Annotated in this window: 3 protein-coding genes; all 3 read left to right on the forward strand. The window is 38.9% G+C overall.

Going from position 1 to position 23293, the window contains the following annotated elements; all coding sequences use genetic code 11:
• The first annotated feature begins 1 nt into the window (after nucleotide 1).
• Nucleotides 2-11686 (forward strand): SDR family NAD(P)-dependent oxidoreductase, encoded by an 11685-nt coding sequence (locus ACR5KR_RS04910; RefSeq protein ID WP_448265689.1) that lies wholly within the window; start codon nucleotides 2-4, stop codon nucleotides 11684-11686.
• Between the two features lie 173 nt (nucleotides 11687-11859).
• On the forward strand, nucleotides 11860-12789 hold the full coding sequence (locus ACR5KR_RS04915; protein ID WP_445627528.1) for an SAM-dependent methyltransferase: 930 nt from the start codon (nucleotides 11860-11862) through the stop codon (nucleotides 12787-12789).
• A gap of 36 nt (nucleotides 12790-12825) precedes the next feature.
• Complete coding sequence (locus ACR5KR_RS04920; protein WP_448265690.1) at nucleotides 12826-23265, forward strand: amino acid adenylation domain-containing protein; 10440 nt, start codon at nucleotides 12826-12828, stop codon at nucleotides 23263-23265.
• Nucleotides 23266-23293 lie beyond the last annotated feature (28 nt).

Consider the following 23293-nt stretch of genomic DNA (forward strand, 5'->3'; position numbering starts at 1 on the left):
GATGGAGTTGGAGATATCAAGTAACGATAAGTCTGTCCAAGCTAGGGTGTTTAAGGCACTGAATGAAGCGAAGGAGAGATTAAAGGCTGTTGAAGCTCAACAAAGCGAACCGATCGCAGTTGTTGGTTTGGGTTGTCGTTTTGGTAAAAATATTTCTACTCCTGAAGCTTTTTGGTCTTTTCTCAAAGCTGGTGGTAATACGCTAACAGATGTACCAAGCGATCGCTGGAATATATCTGATTTTTATGACTCAGACCGTGGTAAACCTGGCAAAATCTATGTATCTCAAGGCGGTTTTCTCGATGATGTCTCGATGTTTGACGCACACTTTTTCGGAATTGCACCGAGAGAAGCTTTGCATATCGATCCCCAGCAACGGTTACTGTTAGAAGTTGGCTATGAAGCGTTAGAAGATGCGGGAATGGCTGCGCCTACTGCCAGAATTGGCAAAACTGGTGTTTTTATTGGCATCACAAACAATGATTATGCTCGTCTGATTGCACCAGGAGGAGATTATAGCACAGTTGGGGCTTATCATATCTCTGGCAACCATATAAATGCTGCTGCCGGACGCATTTCTTATCTTTTAAATCTCAATGGCCCCAGCTTGGCTGTGGATACAGCTTGTTCTTCTTCGCTGGTAGCAGTGCATTTAGCTTGCCGTTCTTTGCGCGCCCAGGAATGTCGTCAGGCTTTGGTGGGAGGAGTGAACCTGATTTTGACACCGGAAGTAGCGATCGCCTTGTGCAAAAATCAGATGTTAGCTGCTGATGGTAGGTGCAAAACCTTTGACGAAAGTGCCGATGGATTTGGGATTGGCGAAGGTTGCGGAGTCGTCGTTTTAAAAAGGTTGAGTGATGCCTTAGCAGATGGCGATCGCATTTGGGCGTTAATTCGGGGAACAGCTGTTAATAACGATGGTGCGAGTGGCGGCTTTACAGTTCCTAACGGCCCCATGCAGACAGAATTGATTCGTGAAGCTCTGGCTGACGCTCGTTTGAGTGCTGATGTCATTGATTATGTCGAGGCTCACGGTACTGGTACATCTTTGGGAGATCCGATTGAAATTAAAGCGATCGCTGATGCTTTGTGTGTCAATCGTTCTTCATCCCAACCTTTGTTAGTCGGTTCTGTCAAAACAAATCTCGGTCATTTAGCGGCGGCGGCGGGGATTTCTGGATTGATCAAGACGATATTATCTATCTATCATGCTGAAATTCCGGCTCATCTCAATTTGCAAAAACCAAATTCTCATATTAAATGGGATAGCTTACCTCTCCAGGTAGTGACAAAAACTCGTCCTTGGTCTCAAGGTAATGGCAAAATAAAAGCCGCCGGAGTCAGTTCTTTCGGAGCATCGGGAACTAATGCTCATGCGATATTGAGCGAACCTCCGCAAGTGCAATCTCCAACTACAAATACATTTCCTCTACTATTTACTCTGTCTGCTAAAGATGAAGAACGTTTGCGTTTATTGGCTGCTAACTTTGTTAATTATATTGACCAAAAACCAGAAGTTAACTTAACTGATATCGCCTTTTCTTTAAATACAGGTCGTTTTCATCATAAACAGCGATTATCTTTATTAGTTTCCAACATTGCCAGTTTTCAAGAACAACTTCGAGCTTTTGCTAGTGGTAATGAGCGAGAAACTAATATTATTTGCGATGAGGCAAGAGGAAACACTAAAATTGCTTTTGTTTGCAATGAGGCAACAGCTATATTTTCAAGAATTTGGAAAGAGCTTTTTGTAAATGAGCCTGCATTTCGTGATGCTTTGATGCAATGCGATCGCCTATTCCAAAATCATTTAAATTTCTCTCTAGAAAAGTTACTTGATAACAATCAAGATATAAACGATCCTTTATATGTTCAACCAGCATTATTTGCACTGCAATATGCGCTGTGTGAACTATGGAAATCTTGGGGAATTTACCCTTCTGCGGTTTTAGGTTCTGGCTTTGGTGAGTATCTGGCTGCTCAACAAGCTGGAGTTTTTTCAATTGAAGATGCAGTTAAATTAGTTGCAAATCGCGCTCATTTATTTAACAAACAAACTGAAGAAAGCAAATTTTTAGCTTTTCAAAAAGTAGCTGAAGAAGTTATTTATAGTAATTTCCAACTCACTTTAATTGCTAATAATGGTGAAGTTGCTAGTAAATCTATTAAAACAGCCGCTTATTGGGTGCAACAGCTACGTCAATCAGAAAATGTTGAAAAAGGAATTGTAACTTTGCATCAGATGGGCTATCAAATATTTCTAGAAATTGGAAATCAACCCATAATTAATGTCGAGCGTAGTAATTTACCAGCAAATGAAATCATTTACTTATGTAGTTTAGCCAAAGATGGCAGTAACTATAAACAAATTCAAACAGTCATAGCCCAACTATATGTAAGAGGAGTAAATATTAATTGGCAAGAATTTCATCGCTCTCGCTCTGGACAAAAAATTAGTTTACCCAATTCTCCTTTTATCCGCAAGCGCTACTGGGTAGATGCTACTAAATCTCATCATCGCTCTGGACATCCTTTACTAGGCGATCGCTTCCCTTCTCCCTTATCTTCTATTCAATATCGAGCTAGTATTAGTCAGAACAACCCAGCGTTTTTAGCAGAACATCAAGTTTTTGATAAACCGATATTTCCCGGTGCAGCATTTATTGAAATGGCGTTAGCTGCGGCACAAAGCCAAGCTGTGATTTTAGAAAATATCGAATTTAAAAAAGCATTATTACTGCAAGAACAAGAGGATACATTACAGTTAATTATTGAACAAAATCATTTTCAAATATATCAGCAAAGCGTTAATAATTGGGATGTACTTGTTACTGGAGAAGTTGATAACTTAAAATTAATAGATTTTTCCCAAAACATTGAGCAAATAATAGCTAATTGTCCAGAACATGTTGAGATTAATTCTTTTTATGAAACCTACCAAAAATCTGGAGTAAATTACGGTAGTAGCTTTAAAATAATCAATAAGCTTCAATATGGTAAAAATAGTGTATTCGCTGAAATACAGTTAACAAATAGTCAGAATTTAGAAGCGAAAAACTATCGTTTTCATCCGGCGATGTTGGATGCTTGTTTTCAGGCGATCGCAGCAATTTTATTTCAGCAAGAATCATCTGTAACTTATGTACCAGTCCGCATTGCTAAATTTCAATTTTTTAAATCTCCAGGTGATAGTGTCATCAGTGCAGCTCGACTAACTAAAAATTCTGATAATTTTATCATCTCTGATATTGATATTTATTCAGAGCAAGGTGAGTTACTAGTAACAATTACAGGATTTGAACTCAAAGCTGTTCAACGTCAAGAAATTATCCGCCGTGAAATACAACCACAATCTTACATAGAAGAATGGATGCCTTTAGCACCATTATTAGCTGATGGTAGAGATTATTTACTAAATCCTGATGCTATTAAAACTCAAGTTAAACCACAGCAATTAGAACAGCAATTAGCAGAAAAATTGCGGCAATATGAACGCTTACTTGAAGAAATGGAAAATTTAAGCGTAAGTTATATATGGGAAGGTTTAAAAGAGCTAAACTGGCAACCCCAACTAGGTCAAATTTATCAAGAAGAACAAATTGCGAATCAAGGTGGAGTAGTTGAATTTTATCGTCCTTTATTGTCGCGGTGTTTAGCAATTTTAGCTGAGGAAGGAATAGTTACTCAGCAAAAAGATGGATGGTTATTAGCAAAAGAACTTGTTATATCTTCATCTCAATTACAAATTCAACAACTACGTAGCGAATATCCCGATTACCTTGCAGAAATTAATCTGATAGAACGTTGTGGATCGGCTTTAGCTGCGGTGATGCGCCGTCAAATTGAGCCATTAGAATTATTATTTCCTCAAGGCGATTTGAATGCGATCGCATCTGTATATTCTGATGCGGCTGGTGCTAAGTTGATGAATGAACTAGTCGCGGACACAATTAAAAATGCAGTAGCAAATTTACCAACAAATCGACAGTTACGAATCCTCGAAATTGGCAGCGGAACGGGTTCTGCTACAGCAGCAATTTTACCACATTTACCTCAAGAGCAAATTGAATATATATTTACCGATATTTCTTCTAGTTTTTTAACCAGAGCCAAAGAAAGTTTTAGTGATTATCCCTTCATTCAATATCAAACTTTAGATATAGAAAAAAATCCCCTGACTCAAGGATTTCTCCCCGGATATTTTGATATTATTATCGCTGCTAACGTCCTTCATGCCACAACAGATATTAACAAAACACTTGCAAATGTCCGTTCTCTAATAGCTCCTGATGCTCTACTAATACTATTAGAAAGTACTGGGGCGCGTCGTTGGGTAGATTTAACCTTTGGTTTAACAGAGGGATGGTGGTTATGCAGTCAAGATCCACTCCGAAATGGTTATCCTTTAGTAGATACTGAACATTGGCAAAATTTACTCGCTAATCATGGATTTGCAGAAGTTAACGTCATCGAACCAACCAAACCAGAGACACGCAATCTATTACGACAAAGCGTCATCTTTGCTAAAGAAAAGGGTCATCATAACTCTGTTTCTCATGAATTAATCTTTGCCGATAATAAAGAAATTAGTCGCAGTTTAATCACCTCATTCCAACAAAGGGGAGTTGCTTGTTCTCTCATTTACCCTCAAGAAATCGATCCCGATCGCGCCGACGATTATCTATCACTATTACAAAAGCTGATAACACCAGAAACTCGTGAAATCATCTACCTCTGGCCCTTACAAGAAATAGAAGGCGAAATTTATCGAGCAGTAGAGATTCATTGTAAACGTTTTCTATTTTTACTTCAGGCATTATTACAACAAGAAAATCCCCCTGCACTCATTCTTGTCACTCAAGGTGTTGTACCAGCAAAAGAAATCACCACCTTAACTTCTCCAGCCCAATCTTCCTTATTGGGAATCGCTTTAAGCTTAGTTCTAGAACATCCAGAACTCAATTTTAGAGCGATTGATTTAGATCCTCATACACAAGATTTAGCAGAAAAATTATTTAGAGAAATCTACAACAACACCCAAGAAAATCGCATTGCTTTGCGGGGCGAACAACGTTTCTGTCCGCGTTTGGTAGAGCGCAAACTAGCAGACGGAAACATTAATTTCCGTCAAGATGGCTTTTATCTAATTTCTGGTGGTACAGGCGGATTAGGTTTAGCCACAGCCCGATGGATGATAGAACGTGGCGCTCGTCATTTAGTATTGTGCAGTCGCAGTGGTGCAAAAGCTCTCACTCCTGAAATTATAACAAGTCTGCAATCCAGTAACGCAGACATCCAAATTAAAGATGTTGATATCACAGATGGCGAGAAACTGCACGCCCTACTAGAAGAATGCCGATCGCAATATCCAGTGCGGGGAATTTTCCACATCGCTGGTACATTAGACGATACAACATTACTGCGGCTGACACCAGAACGTTTTAACCATGTTCTCGCGCCCAAGGTGAAAGGAACTTGGTTACTGCATCAACTAACCCTGAACGATCCTTTAGATTTTTTTGTTTGTTATACCTCTGCGGTGTCGTTAATTGGCTCGGCGGGACAAGCTAATGCTGCGGCTGCCAATGCCTTTGAAGATGCCTTTACCTATTATCGTCATGCACACAATTTACCAGCTACAGTCATCAATTGGGGGCCGTGGAGCGAAATCGGTGCAGCAGTCGATCGCAATGTCTTAGAAAGATTAGCCGCCAAAGGTTATGATGCGATCGCACCCGATTTAGCACTCAAGACTCTAGAAAAAATCTTGTTTAACAAGATTGTCCGTGCTGGTGTAATTGCTATTGATTGGAAGCGTTTCCCATACATTCATCAAAACTTTTATCAAAACTTCTTACCTCAAGGAAAAGTTAAATCTCAAACTGCATCAAATATTTTAGAACAATGGCAAACTATACCTGTAAAACAGCGCCGCGATTTACTTATCCGCCAGATTAGTTTGCGAGTTTCCACTGTATTAGGACTATCAACCGATGAAGTATCTCCCCAACAAGGCTTTTTTGATATGGGGATGGACTCACTCACCTCTACAGAACTTCGCAATCTTTTGCAAACAGATTTTAATTGCTCTTTACCCACAACAATTACTTTTCGGTTTCCCAATGTGGAAACTTTAGCAGATTATTTGCTGCGAGAAGTTTTAAATATTTCTCAACAGCAAACTTCTGTACAACAACTCAATCCTAATCAACCTAACCCCCCTAGCCCCCCTTCCCTACAAGGGAATGGGAGTTTCAAAGCCTCTCCCCCACTGGGGGAGAGGTTTGGAGAGGGGTTATTCCGTAAACTTGATGATTTTTCAAACATCCTCTTAGAAAAACCACAACAAGAAGAAGATCCAATTGTGATTGTGGGGATGGCTTGTCGGTTTCCTGGCGGTGCGAATGATTTGGAATCATTCTGGCAACTTTTAGAACAAGGAAAAGATGCAGTCAGAGAAATTCCCAGCGATCGCTGGGATATGCAAGCATGGTATCATCCCGACCCAGATACACCAGGAAAAATATATTCTCCTTACGGAGCATTTTTAGAACAAATAGATCGATTTGATGCCGAATTTTTTGGCATTATCCCCCGCGAAGCTGTCGCTATAGATCCTCAACAACGCCTGCTACTAGAAACTACTTGGCAAGCTTTAGAATCAGGCGGACAAAATCCGCAGCAGTTACGCAACAGTCAAACTGGTGTTTTTGTGGGGGCGATGACTCAAGACTATGCCCAGTTGAGTCATGCACCAGAAGCAATCAACGCGTATACCGGTTCTGGAACTTCTGTAAGTGTAGCCGCCGGTCGTCTTTCTTACGTACTGGGCTTGCAAGGGCCATCAATGACAGTTGATACTGCTTGTTCTTCTTCTTTAGTAGCAGTACATTTAGCTTGCAATGCTTTGCGTAATGGTGAATGTGACATTGCCTTGGCGGGTGGTGTCAACATCATGTTAACCCCGGTAATTTCCTTAATAGAAAGTCGCGCTCATATGCTTGCACCCGATGGACGTTGCAAGACTTTTGATGCGAGTGCCAATGGTATGGTGCGCGGCGAAGGTTGCGGGATGATTGTTCTCAAGCGGTTGAGTCAAGCAGTTAAAAATGGCGATCGCATTTTAGCTAAAGTTCATAGTACAGCCGTGAATCACGATGGACCAAGTAGTGGGTTGACTGTACCTAATGGCGATGCTCAAGAAAAATTATTACATAAAGCATTGAAGACAGCGAAACTCAAACCAGAGCAAATAGATTTTATCGAAGCTCATGGTACTGGAACTGCTTTAGGCGATCCGATTGAATTAGAAAGTATGGCTGCGGTATTTGGGAAGCGCCCCCAAAATCGACCTTTAATTATTGGTTCTGTCAAAACTAATTTAGGACATTTAGAAGGAGCAGCCGGAATTGCTGGATTAATTAAAACTGTTTTAGCCTTACAACACCACAAAATTCCTCCTCATCTTCACTTTGAAAAACCCAACCCCCGTTTTGATTGGAGTTCTCATATTTTTGAAGTTCCAGTACATGGAAAAGACTGGCATTCTAGCGAACGAGAACGCATCGCGGGAGTAAGTTCTTTTGGATTTAGTGGTACTAATGCTCATATTATTGTTGGAGAAATTGCATCTAATTCTCCGCAAAAATCCGAGAATAAATTTTACCTACTGCCGCTTTCTGCTCGTTCTGAAAAATCTCTCAAAGAGTTAGCCAAAAATTATCAGTACGCTTTGAATGAATCTGTTAATTTAGCAGATGCTTGTTTTACTGCCGGTACAGGACGGGCTGTTTTCCAGCATCGATTGTGTGTCTTAGCCGACTCAATTACTACAGCACAAACAGCACTTGCTGATTTCCAAAAAGATGAAGATTCTCATCATGTAATTACGCCAATTACATCAGTAAATCAGCCCAATGTAGCTTTTATCTTTTCAGGACAAGGTTCTCAATATTCAGGGATGGGACAAACTCTTTATAACCAAGAACCTGTCTTTAAAAAGACTTTGGATCTTTGTAACCAAATCTTAGAACCGATTTTAGGAAAGTCGCTGTTAGATTTAATCTTTCAATTGCAAAATAGCGAGTTGCTCGAACAGACTCAAATCACACAGCCAGCACTTTTTGCACTTGAATACGCACTTGCTAAATTATGGCAATCTTGGGGAATACAACCTGCTGCACTTTTAGGACATAGCATTGGTGAATATGTCGCCGCTTGTTTAGCAGGAGTCTTTTCTTTAGAAGATGCTTTGCAATTAGTCGTCCAACGCGGTCGCTTGATGGGAGAATTACCGCATAATGGGGCAATGGCAGCGATTTATGCTGATTATCAAACAGTAGCAGATTATCTTGCTCCATATAAAAATCAAGTAGATATTGCCGCAGACAATGGCGCAATTAATGTCATTTCTGGCTTGCGTGAAATTGTTGAACAACTAGAGAAAACTTTTATAGAACAGGGTTATAAAACTAAACGCTTGGCAGTATCTCATGCTTTTCATTCTCTGTTAATGGAGCCAATTATTAATGAGTTTGCCAAGGTTTTAGATAAAATTTCTTTCCACGAACCAAACTTGAATATTATTAGTAATGTCACAGGTAAACCAATTGGTCAAGAAATTACTAGTCCTGATTATTGGCTGCGCCATCTTCGCAACACTGTGCATTTTGGTCAAGGATTTAAATTCTTAATTGACAGTGGTTATCGCCATTTTTTAGAGTTAGGGCCGAAGCCTGTGTTACTGGGTATAGCACGGCTAACTTATCAAATCCAAGAAATATCATGGCTACCCAGCATCGTACCTGGACAAGATGAACAAGCCCAGATGTACAGAAGTTTAGCGACACTTTTTGTGAATGGTTATTCTGTAGAATGGACAGAGGTATTTAAGCAAGGAAAGCGGATTACTTTACCTACTTATCCATTTCAACGAGAACGTTACTGGCTAACCAATTCACAATTTTCTGTAGCTGATATCAAAACTAAGTTACATCCTTTTATTAGCGATGTTAAAAAACTAGCTACGAAAGAATTTATTTTTGAGGGAGAGATAAGTGCCGATCGTCCAGAATATCTGGAAGGACACAAAGTATTTGGAAAAATCTTATTTCCGGCTACGGGTTTTATTGAAGCGATTTTAGCAGCTAGCCAGAAAATATTTACTGATAATTTGGCGATTATTCAAAATGTGTCTATTCATCAGGGATTACTTTTATCTCAATCTCCAACTATATTACAAATGATTTTTAAGCCTAACAAGTCATTTGGCTATGGTTTTGAGATATTTAGTAGTGATTCGGCAAAAGATAACTGGATTCTTCATGTAACTGGTGAAATTAAACCCAACAATCAAAAAATACCCACATCTGTTAGGAATTGGTCTGATAAAAAAGGAGAATCTATTGAGATTTCTAGATTTTATGACCTTTATGAGCAGATGGGAATTAGCTATGGTAAGGGGTTTGAAGCTATTCAAGAGCTAAGTTATTTAGGAAATGGTTCTCAGGCTAAGATTAGTATCGATCGCAGTTTGGCAGATCGGCGATATAGCCTGCATCCCGTGCTTTTAGATGCTTGTTTGCAAAGTGTTGGTGCGGCTTTCCCAGAAATTCACGGCCAAGAATTGCATTTACCTTATGGTTTCTCTTCACTAGAATTATTTGGCAATCCTGGAACTCAAGCTTGGGCGCACATTGATGTTAAATCTAATAGTAACGGCGAAATATGCGTAAACGTAGATATTTACGATGAGCAAGAACAGCTTTGCGCTCGGTTTACAGACTTAACAGCACGGCGTACTAATCCGGCGGTTTTACAACGTTTATGGCAAGAAAATGAAAATAATTGGTTTTACAAAATTGAATGGCAAAAGCTTGATACAGTTCCAACTCTTACAGAAAAACACAATTCTTGGTTAGTGTTTGTACATCCTGGAACAGCATTGAATCATTCTATTGATTTATTGAAAGAAGCTGGAGAACGAGTTATTACTGTAGAATTTGGTGATGAATATAAATGCCATTCTCAAGATGAGTTTATCGTCAATCCATCTCAAATATCTGATTTTCAGCGCTTATATCAAGAAGCATATCCATCGGGAGAATTTCCTACGGGTGTGATTTTTGCTTGGGAAAATGTATCTGATGAAGAATGTTCGGATACTGTTTACAATAGTTGTCATGCTGCATTGCACTTAATTCAAACTCTTACCGCTAGTTGGAAAAAACTACCTGATTTATGGTTAATAACTCGCGGTGCAAATCGAGTTCTAGCTGAGACTGATTTGCAACCTCAACAATCTTCCCTTTGGGGATTAGGCGCAGTAATTAATAATGAATACCCGCAAATTCGTTGTGTATGTTTAGATTTATCACCCACGGTAGAACCTAATGAAGCTGAATTTTTATTCAACGAATTCCACGCTGCAAGCGCTGAGTCACGCCTAGCTTTACGCCAAGGAAATCGCTATGGAGCAAGGTTAGTATCTGCTACAATTCCTACAGCTCAAAAACAGCAGTTAGTTAGCAAAGAAGGAGCTTATTTAATTACTGGTGGTTTAGGTAAACTGGGCTTGCTAATGGCTGAGTGGTTATCAGAAATGGGAGCTAGACATTTAGTTTTGTGTAGCCGCAATGTTAAGTCTCAACCAGAAGCGATCGCCTCGTTAACTAAAAATGGTACACAGATTACAGTTATCGGTGCTGATATTACCTCAGCCGCAGATATAGAACAAATGTTCTCCCGTTTTGGTGCAGATTTACCTCCTTTACGTGGAGTAATTCACGCTGCTGGTGTCTTAGATGATGGTCTTTTGAGCAATCAAAATTGGCAAAGATATCAAAATGTCATGCGTCCCAAAGTAGAAGGTACTTTATTATTAGACCGCTATACCCGCAACCTATCTTTAGACTTTTTTGTTGCCTTTTCTTCTGCTGCTGCGATTCTCGGTTCGCCCGGACAAAGTAGTTACGCTGCTGCTAATGCTTTTATGGATGCTTTAATGCAGCAACGGCAAAGTTTAGGATTACCAAGTATCAGCATCAATTGGGGAGCATGGGATACAGGAAATGAAATTGACAAACAACGTTTTGCTAATTGGGGTATTCAAAGTATGTCTTCTGATACTGCCCTAAAATATCTCAGCCAGTTAATTCTGGCTAACGTTTCTCAAGGAGCTATTATTGATATTGATTGGTCTACTTTTGATCGAGCTTTTAAGATTAATCAACCATTCTTTGCCGAAGCGATCGCAATCAAAGAAAATAGCAAAGAAGCAAAATTATTAGAACAGTTAAAATCTGCACCCATAGATGAGCGAATAGAAAGTTTATCTCAAGGAATTGAGCAAATTTTACGCGAAGTTACTGGATTAGCTGCCAGTAGTGTTATTCCTCAAAATACCTCATTTTTAGAGTTAGGTTTAAACTCGTTAATGGTATTAGAATTTAAAAATCGGCTGGAAAGTAACTTAGCTTGCACTTTACCTACTTCTATAATTTTTGATTATCCTAATCTTGCAAGTCTCAGCAATTATCTACAGGCAGAAGTTTTAGCAAAGCATATTGATTTTGAGATCGCAATACATAATAGCGATACTTTGAATCCTTATGAAAGTCTCAATGAAGATGAATTGGCTATACTACTTAATCAAAAGTTAGCAGAGCTGGAGGAATATGGTGAGTAAATATTATAGCAATTCCCAAATACATAAAATACACCCCACCCGCGCTGTCGCGCACCCTCCCCTTGGCAAGGGGAGGGCTGGGGAGGGGTGATTTCGTATCTCACTAGAGTGGGAAACGCTATAAAACTTTCAGTGCAGCGAAAATTTTTATTTTACAAATAGGAGGTATAGCTTTGGAAAATATTGGCAAAATCCCTTTCAATGATGAATGGCGCAATCGCTGGATAATTATCAAAGAATTCATCCAGAATCCACTTAAGGAAATCTGGTTTTTACAAGATAAATTTGAGGTGTCTGACCTTTACACCGGGATAGCAAAACGAGATCGCGATCTTCACAATCCCAATATTCCCCAATGGCTCAACTTTGGTTATTGGCAAGAAGAAACTACTTATGACGGAGCTTGTGCCGCTTTAGCCCGTAAATTAGGAGAAATTGCCGAACTTAGCCCTGGAGACAAAGTTTTAGATGTCGGCTTCGGTTTTGCCGAACAAGATATCCTTTGGGTACGTGAAAACAATGTAGATGCAATTACTGGGATAAATACTACAGAGCTACAAGTAGAAATTGCTCAAGAACGAGTAGCTAGAGCGGGATTAGCCGAACGCATAAATCTTCAGGTTGGTTCGGCAACAAAAATTCCTTGTGAAGACAATTCTTTTGATAAAGTTACAGCTTTAGAATGTGCTTTTCATTTCAATACTCGTGAAGATTTTTTTGCTGAAGCATTTCGAGTTTTGCGCCCTGGTGGAAAATTAGCATTAGCAGATTGTTTGCCGAGAGTTGGACGAGATATTGACTTTTGGCTGCGCGTCAATAGCAAGAAAATGTGTATTCCTTTCGCCAACCAATATGACCGAAATATTTATGTTGAAAAACTCAAAAAGCATGGATTTGTAAATATCCAAGCTGTATCAATTAGCGAATATGTTTGGCCGGCTGCTGTGCGTTACTTTGCCGAAGTAGGTAAAGGAATTAGTAAACACGATTTAGCGATCGATCTCCAGAAAGATAATCCAGGAATTGAAGCTTGGTCGAGAGATAGGGGGTGGTTTATGGCTTTTGATGACTATCTTTTATTTTCAGGAGAAAAACCCGATTAGATATTTATATAAAATAAAAAAATTGCGGATAGAAGCATGGCTCAAACTACAGATTATAAAAAACTCATAGCATCAACCTTAACAAAAATGGAGGCAATGCAGGCTCGCATTACCGAATTAGAAACTAGACAAAGCGAGCCAATTGCTGTTGTTGGGATGGGTTGTCGTTTCCCTGGAGGCATAAATTCTCCTGAAGCTTATTGGAATTACTGTAAAGCCGGACTTGACGCAATTGTAGAAGTTCCTAAAAGCCGTTGGGATATCTCAAAATTTTATGCTCCCGAACCTACTCCCGGCAAAATGAACACTCGTTATGGAGGATTTTTACAAGAGGATATTACAGAATTTGATGCCCGTTTCTTCTCTATATCTTCCCGCGAAGCAACCTCAATGGACCCCCAACAAAGGTTACTACTTGAGGTGACATGGGAAGCTTTAGAAAACGCTAATTTACCACCAACTAATTTAGCAAGCGATCGCGTGGGTGTATTTGTCGGTATAACTAGTGTTGACCACGCGATGACAGTCTACAAAAGCAACTACGATGAAATCGATTCTTTTTTTGGTACGGGAAACGCCCTGAGTGCCGCAGCAGGTAGGTTATCTTATTTTCTCAACCTGCGCGGCCCTTGTATGTCTATTGATGCAGCCTGTGCTTCTTCACTGGTTGCCATTCACCAAGCTATTCGCAGTTTAAGAAATCATGAATGCGAACTAGCTTTGGTAGCTGGGGTAAATCTGCTCTTAAATCCGGCAATTACGATTAACCTTTCCCAGTCGGGGATGATGTCTCCCGATGGTCGTTGCAAAACTTTTGATGCAGCTGCAAATGGATATGTGCGGGGCGAAGGATGCGGAGTTTTAGTACTCAAACGCTTATCTGTGGCTGAAAAAAATGGCGATCGCATTCTCGCCCTCCTCCGAGGATCTGCGGTCAATCATAACGGTGCAGCCGCCGGGTTAACAGTTCCCAGCGGCCCCGCCCAACAAGATTTACTTCGTCAAGCCTTAGCTGATGCCAGAGTCAAACCCCAGGAAGTCGGGTATATAGAAGCACATGGCACGGGAACCTCTTTAGGCGATCCCATTGAGATGAATGCGATCGCCGCTGTTTATGGAAAGCGATCGCAACCACTTTACGTCGGTTCAGTGAAGACTAATATCGGACATCTCGAAGCCGCCGCCGGGATAGCAGGCACAATCAAGACAATTCTTGCCCTCCAACATGGTGAGATTCCGCCTCATCTTCACTTCCAAGAACCTAATCCTCTGATTAATTGGCAAGGGTATCCGATCGAAATTCCTCATCAAACCATACCCTGGTCGAACAATGGCCAAGTCCGCATTGCTGGTGTCAGTTCCTTCGGTTTTTCTGGAACAAATGCTCATGTAATTATCGAACAAGCGCCTGTTGCAAACACACCGGAAATTAAGCTACAACGTCCTAGTCATCTATTGATGATTTCCGCTCATCAAGAAACAGCTTTAAAAGAACTAGCACAACGTTTTCACATCCACCTAGAATCTCATCCAGAAATTGGCGATATCTGTCATAGTGCGGCTATAGGTAGAGCGCCTTTACCCGAACGTTTAGCGATCGTTGCAGATACATTACCAGAATTGCAACAAAAATTAGCGACTTTTGCTGACGAAAAAACTATTGATAATTTGACTTTTTATCAACGTTTCGCAGGAGAAAAACAGCCAAAAATTGCCTTTCTTTTCACTGGTCAAGGAGCTTGTTATGCAGGTATGGGTCATCAACTTTACCAAACCCAACCTACATTCCGTAAATATATTGACAAATGTGCAGATATTTTAGCGAATTATTTAGAGTATCCACTACAAGATATATTATTTGGCGATCGCACAGATTTACTCAATCAAACTGCATACGCTCAACCAGCTATATTTGCTCTTGAATATTCAGTTGCCATGTTGTGGCAATCTTGGGGAATTACACCAAGTTTACTAATTGGTCATAGTGTTGGTGAATATGTCGCAGCTTGTATTGCAAAAGTATTTAGTTTAGAAGCAGGTCTAGAATTAATTGTGAAACGTGGGCAATTAATGCAAACTGCGCCTACAGGAAAAATGGCTTCAATTTTTGCAGATGAAGCTACAGTAATTTCTTTAATTCAAAATTATAGTAAGACAGTTTCAATTGCAGCTATTAACCATCCTCAACAAATTGTCATCTCTGGAGAAAGTAATAGCGTTGATGAGATTATTGTTAACTGCAAACACCAAAAAATAGCTGTACAATTACTATCAGTTGACGGTGCTTTTCACTCTCCATTAATGGAGTCAATTTTAGATGAATTTGAAACTGCTGCTCGTAATATTTCCTACAATCATCCTCAAGTTTTGCTAATTTCAGGCATTGACGGACAACCTTTAGCAAATGCGCCCGATGCAAGCTACTGGAGACAACTATGCCGTCAACCCGTGCAATTTTTGCAAAGTCTGATTACGGCGTTAAACAAAGGATACAACCTGTTTTTAGAAGTGGGGCCAAGACCAATACTTGCAGAACAAGGTCGCCGTTATCACGATGAAGTTATCTGGCTGAGTTCTCTCAATAGAGGTTTGGATAACTGGCAGACGATGTTATCAACACTAGCCCAACTCTACATTCATGGAGTAAATTTTAACGCCGAAAAATTCAATGAAGATTACGGTTACAGAAATATTCAATTACCAAACTATCCTTTTCAACGAAAAAGGTTTGAATTTAAATCTGCTATTTCAGTCGAATCAAGTTCAATCAAAGAAATGCCTGTAGAAAACGAGCTAATGGAGACCAAGATGACTGTAGCAAAAGTTTCAAATATCCAAAAACATCAGCAAGAAATCGGCAATCAGTTAAAGTCTATCTTAGCTCTGTTGCTCAAAGAAGATGAAAATGACATTAGAGATGATGAAACCTTATTAAATCTAGGGGCAGATTCAATTATTTTGACTGACTTTGCTCGTAAAGTTGAAGAGAAGTTTGGCGTTAAAGTTAAGATAGATCGATTATTTACCGATTTGCAAACAATTGCTGAAATAGCTAATTATCTATCTGATTTTATTGAACCAAAACCATTAGAAACATCTTCAGTAGCTACTATACTAAATAAAAACTCTAATAAAGTATCTAATTCTGACTCAGAATTAAATAATTATCTGTGGGTAATTTCCCAATTACAACCGATTAGTATTGCCTATATATTGAAAGCTTTAGAAGTATTAGGTAAGAAACTAAAAATAGCAGAAACTTGGACAACAGAAAACTTATTACAAATTTTGCCTATTGCTCCCAAATATCATATTTTAATTACTCGTTATTTAAAAACTTTAGAACAAGCTGGAATTATTCAAAATCAAGGTAACATCTGGATAGTACGAAACCTACCTACACCTTTTTCTTTACCAGAAGCTATAGAAAATCTGCAAACTACTTGTCCAGCAGCAAAACCTGAGTTAGAAATGCTGCAACGCTGTGGAGAAAATCTAGCAGAAGTCCTGAAAGGAAATATAGATCCTTTAGAGTTAATTTTCCCAGCAGGTTCAGTAGTTCATGCAGAAAGTATATATGGTAATTCTCCGGTATCTCGTTTGATGAATCAACGAGTAGCCCAAGAAATTAACTCCATTTTAAAGAGTTTTTCTAGTAGCGATCGCCCTTACCAAATTATCGAAGTGGGAGGTGGTACAGGTGCAACTTCGGAAGCAATTATTAATAATTTAAATCTCAATGATACTAATTATTCTTTCACCGAACTTTCCCCTGTTCTCCTGAATAAAGCGCGTCAAAAGTTTAAACACAGAGATAATCTCAACTTCCATCAATTAGATATTGAAAAATCACCAGTTTCTCAAGGGCTTACAGCACATTCTTATCATATAGTTGTTGCTGCTAATGTGCTTCATAGTACCCGAAATATTACAGAAACACTAAATAATATTCGAGAATTACTACTACCTGGTGGTTATTTAGTACTACTAGAAACAGTAGAAAATAATTCCTGGCTTGATTTAACCTTTGGACTCACACCAGGATGGTGGCGCTTTCAAGACAAAGAGTTACGTATAGATACTCCATTGTTAAGTGGAGAAAGTTGGTGTGCTGTTTTAAAACGCTGCGGTTTTGCTACTGCGGATAGTTTTTCTAAACAGAATAATACCAGCATCTACAATGGACAAGAGTTAATTATTGCTTCCACCTCTGCTGAAAGCGCTATTGATAACCAAGCAAAAACAGTAGCTGTATCAACACCAACCTCTGGCAAAGAAGCTTTGATGATGGCTCAATTGCAATCTTTGAAAGAACTCAAAGATATACATGAAAAAACTATTATCAAGCAATTAGAAATACTCCAATCTGTATCTGTCGCACCGAGCAATACATCAGAAGTTTTGTTTAGTCAGACAGAAATTGTACCTACTCCTAAAACAAGCAAAATAGAAACTGCAACTCCTACCAAAAAAATTAATTCTCCAAATTTAAACCCATTAGCCTTAAAGCTAGCAGAGAATAAATCTTTAACAGAACAACAGCAAGCTTTTATCCAAAACTTAGAGATTATTTATAACCAAAAAACAGCGAAATCTAAGGCATATTCGCAAAATAGCCGCAAGACAATGGTTGATGTTAAACCTACCATTGACTTCCGTATGGCTTTAAAAGAATTTCAGTATCCCATTGTTTCAGAATCAGCCCAAGGAGCATATTTTCGTGATATCGATGGCAATGATTACATCGACTTAGCAATGGGGTTTGGTGTTAACTTTTTTGGGCATAGTCCTGATTTTGTGTTGTCAGCAATTCAGCAACAAATGCAACACGGAATCGGATTAGGAATGCAGTCTAATATTGCAGCAGAAACGGCTGCTTTAATTTGTGAAATGACAGGTGTGGAGCGAGTCGCTTTTAGTAATACTGGTACAGAAGCGATTATGGCAGCAGTTCGTATTGCTCGTTCTCGGACAAAACGCCAAAAAATTGTGATTTTTGCTGGTTCTTATCACGGTACTTTTGATGGCATTTTAGCGCGAGTTGGAGAGGAAGCGGGAACAGCTCAACCATTGAGTCTTGGGACACCATTAGGAATGGTTGAAGATGTCATAGTTCTTACATATGGAGCCGAAGAAAGTCTAGAAATAATTGCTACTCAAGCTGATAATTTAGCAGCAGTTTTAGTAGAACCTGTGCAAAGCCGTAAACCCGATTTACAGCCTAAAGAATTTCTGCAAAAATTACGAAAATTGACTCAACAAAAAGAAATTGCCCTCATTTTTGATGAAATTATTACTGGATTTCGCATTACTCCAGGAGGAGCGCAGGAATGGTTTGATGTTGACGCAGATATAGTAGTTTATGGTAAGGCAATTGGTGGTGGTTTGCCTATTAGTACGATCTGTGGCAAAGCAGATTTCTTAGATACAATTGATGGCGGTTTCTGGAGTTATGGAGATGATTCCCATCCGCAAACAGAATTAACTGCTTATGGCGGTACTTTCTGTCGTCATCCTTTGGCTTTGGCTGCTTGTCGTGCAGTACTTTTACATTTACGCGAACAAGGCGCAACTATTCAAGAAAGAGTAAATCAATTAACTAATCGATTAGCTACTGAAGTTAATCAGTTCTTTCAAGAAACAGGAATTCCTATCCGCATTGTTCATTTTGGCTCTTTGTTTCGCTTTGAATCTTTTGGCGCTTATAGTATTTTCTTACAACCAATCGAATTACCACTCTTTTACTACTTGCTAAATCTCAAAGGTGTGTATACATGGGAAAAACGAGTTTGTTTTCTCTCAACTAGTCATACTAATGAAGATATAGACAAAGTAGTTGCTGCTGTCAAAGAAGCGATTATAGAACTTCAACAAGCAAGTTTTTTTGAAAATGCCAAATCACCACAAGCAAAGAAAAGAGAAGCAAGCGATCGCTCTGACGATGAAGATGGTAGGAATAATTTAAACCAAAAATTTTCTACCAATGAAGCGCAACGTCAGCTTTGGTTATTGGCAGAATTAGATACAACCGCTTCAGCATCATATAACGTTACTACTTCTTTAGAATTGCGTGGTTTTTTAGATATTTCATCTTTACAGCAAGCGATTAATGAAGTAGTCAATCGTCATGAAGCGTTACGAACCCAAATATTAGAACAAGGCGAACTCCAAGAAGTTATCGGTAGTGTCAAAATTGACCTACCGTTAATCAATTTGATGGATGAAGATAATCCCGAAGCAACTGCTTTAGTATTAAGAACTGAGTTATCTCAAAAGCCTTTTGACTTGGGTGTTGCTCCTTTATTTGCGGCTGTGCTGATGCGTTTAGCACCCGAACATTATCTGCTATCTTTAAAAACTCATCATATCGTTGCAGATGGTTGGTCATTAGGGCTAATTTTGAATGAAATTGGCAAACTTTATTCAGCAAAAATTGGTGTTGTTACAGACTCTTTAGCGCCACCAATGCAGTTTCGCCAATATTTAGCTTTGCGACAGCAAGAAGCACAAAGTTCACAGATGCAAGAGCATCGTGCTTTTTGGTTGAAAACTTATGAGGGAGAAATCCCCGTATTTGAGCTTCCTACAGACTTTCCCCGTCCTGCTGTCAAAACTTACACAGGCGGTAGAGAAAGTAAAATTATTGCTCCTCAACTGTGGCAAAATTTGCAAATTGTAGGACGCAAAAATCAAGCGACATTATTTATGACAATGTTCGCTGCTTACACAGCTTTTCTGCGTCGAATTTCCGGTCATGATGATTTAGTAATTGGTATTCCGATTTCAGGACGACAATTTGAAGGCAGCGAAACATTAGTTGGCTTTTGTTCGCAATTTTTACCAGTTCGGATTCAGACAGATATTACTACTTCTTTTGTTGCACATCTCCGTCATACCAAAGAAACACTCATAGCCGCTTTTAAACACCAAAGTCACGCCTTAGAAGAATTATTAGCAGCCTTACAATTACAACGAGATTTTTCTCGTTCTCCCCTGATATCCGTATCTTTTAATATGGACCCTAGTTTAACTCTACCTGAGTTTAAGGGACTACAAGTATCGCTACCAGCAGAGCCAATTGGTTACACTCCCTTCGATTTAGGCTTTAATTTCATCGAAGTCAATGACGCACTTATTATCTATTGCAACTACAATACAGAACTGTTTAAACCAGAAACTATCAAACAGTTTCTAGAAAGTTTTGAAATTTTGATGCAAGGGGTAATTAAAAATGCTAATGGTTTGCTTTCTGAGTTGCCTTTATTAACACAAGTGCAACAACAACAATTATTGGCAGAATTAACAGGGAAAACAATAGAATTACCCCCAAATTCTACAATTATTGATGACTTTATTGTTCAAGTCAAATCTACACCCGATGCACCTGCATTAATAGTTGAAGAAACGACTTTAACATATAGAGAATTGAATGAGAAAGTAAATCGTTTAACTAATTACTTACATGAGAAGTATCACATTGATTCCGGAAAAGCGATCGCACTCGCGATCGGGCGCAATCAAAACTTAATTATCGCCATCTTGGCTACTTTTAAAACTGGAGCAACATATGTACCGATAGACCCCCAATATCCTAGTAATCGCATCGATTTTATTTTAAAAGATAGTGGCTGTAATCTCTGTCTCACGGAGAGTAACTTTGTCTCCCAATTACCTCAAGAAATCGAAGCAATTTGTTTGGATCGAATCGATAATATTTTGGCAGATTTTGATAATACTGAGCCTAAATTTAAACCAGACTATAGCCAAATTGCCTACATTTTATACACATCTGGCTCCACAGGAAATCCTAAAGGAGTCATGGGTCGTCACATCTCTATTTTGAATGTAATTCGGAGTTTACGACTCACATTTGACTTAGAGAAACATCCTGAATGGCGCTATATTTTCACTGCACCTGTCACCCACGATCCATCTTTTCGTAATATATTCTTACCTTTAACCATAGGTGCTGCTTTATATATGTATGAAGTACAGCATATCGAACATTTAGTCTCCTTTTTACAAGAAAACCAAATAAATGCACTGCACACAACGCCATCTATTTATCGAGAAATTTTAGCTGTACTCGCACCTGAAGAAACTATCCCCAGCTTAAAATATATCTCTTGCGGCGGAGAAAAATTAGACCGAGAAACTGCGATCGCTTTACGAAAACGCTTCCCTGCGAAAATTATTAGCAATGTCTACGGTTCCACAGAAACTTGTGTTGGAGTATCTCAATATACAATCGACGAAAATTTAAATACAGACGTACCTCTTGGTCAGGTTTTCCATAACAATCGATTATTTGTCCTGGATGAATTTAATAACACCGTACCTTTGCATATAGTAGGTGAAATTTGCGTAGAAGGTGCAGCATTAGCCGCTGGTTATCGCAATCTTCCTCAAATCACCAAGGAAAAATTTCAACCCAGTTTTCTAAATCCAGAAAAAATTCTCTTTAGAACGGGAGATTTAGGTAAACAAATTGCCCCAGGGGTGATTGAATTTATGGGGCGAAAAGATAATCAAGTTAAGGTAAATGGCTATCGTATAGATCCAGGTGAAATTGAATACCAACTTAGCCGTTATGCCCAGATTGAGAGAGCAATTGTGTTACCGACAGAGTTAAATAATCAAACTCAGTTATCTGCCTATTGTCAAACTGATAAAGAGATAAAAATTTCAGAAATCAGAGAATTCCTCTCGGATTTTCTGCCAGTTTACATGATTCCTACTTCCTTTATCTTTTTAAAGCAATTTCCTTTAACTAGACATGGGAAAATTGACTTGCGATCGCTTGCCGAACTTCAAGGAACAGGTAAGATCGCACAAATAGCTTATACTGCTCCTCGGAATAATTTAGAGTCAAAGCTAGTTAATATCTGGGAAAAAATTCTCACTAAACATCCCATCGGTATTTTTGATAACTTCTTTGAAATTGGTGGACACTCTTTGCTGCTTTCGAGAGTAATCACTCACGTTCATAAAGAATTAAATGTGTCAGTCAAATTGGCTGACTTCTTTAAAGTTCCTACAATTGTCGGATTAGCAGCTTTAATATCTAAAACTCAATATGACTATCAAGAACCCATACCAGCAATAACTCAGCAAACATCTTATCCTATGTCTCATGGGCAGCGCCGTCTTTGGGCTTTAGAATTCCTCGATCGCAACCATAATGCCTACGGAATGCCCAGTGCTTATCAATTCAACGGTGATTTAAATATTGCTGCTTTTGAAAATGCTTTTCAACATTTGATCCAACGCCACGAAATTTTGCGTACTACCTTTACCTTAATAAATAATGAACCGCGTCAAGTCGTACACGAGCAAATGAATTTTGCAGTCACACAAATAGACTTAATGGAGTATGAAAAACAATCAGAAATTATTGCTGAAGCTATTCAAAACAATGCCAAAACTACTTTTGATTTGGAAACAGGGCCTTTACTCAACGTTAACTTACTAAAACTCAGTCAACAGAGTTATATAGTTCTATTTAATATGCACCACATCATTTCAGATGGTTGGTCAGCAGGCGTTTTAATTAAAGATTTTCTCGCACATTATCATGCCTACGGACAACAAAATGTAGAATTACCGCCACCTCTGAGGATTCATTATAAAGACTATAGCTACTGGCAAGACCAGCAATTGCAAATGTCGAAACTACAAGCACAACGCGATTACTGGTTAGCTAAATTAACTCCTACTCCGGCGCGTCTTGACTTACCTTTAGATCGCATTCGACCAGCAGTGCAAAGTTTCTCTGGAACTGCGATTATTTGGAAGCCAAGACCAGAATCAATCAAGGATTTTGAGTTATTAATCAAGACTCAAGAAGCCAGTTTGTTTATGGGCTTACTGACTTTAGTCAAAAGTTTTCTCTTTCGCTATACCGAACAGAATGAGATTACAGTCGGCTCTCCCATTGCTGGACGAAATCATCCTGATTTAGAAGAACAAATAGGTTTTTATGTTAATACTTTAGTTTTACGCGATCAAATAGCAGCAGACGATAGTTTTACTACTTTACTTGCAAAAGTGAAACAAACAACAATAGAAGCATACGATAATCAAGAATATCCCTTTGACAAACTAGTATCAGATTTAAATTTCAAACGCGATCCTAGCCGGAATCCCCTATTTGATATTGCAGTTGTACTGCAAAATAATCAAAATGTAGACCTAGCGTTAGATGGAATTATTGTTAACTTGATTGACCAAGAAATTGTCACTGCTAAGTTCGATCTAGAATTCACTTTTGTAGACGAAGTAGAACTATATCTGAAGTTAATCTATAACACAGATATATTTGCCAGCGAACGTATTTCCTTAATTATCAAGTCGTTAGAAGGTCTTCTAGAAGAAGTAGTAAAATCTCCTGACACGCCATTATTGAAGCTATGCGATCGCACAGAGAACCCCGAAGGAGAAGATAACAATCTTTTCGCTACAAATTTTAATTTTTAGTCATCTACACGGCTAAATCATAGTCATC

Source organism: Nostoc sp. DSM 114159, assembly GCF_053470285.1.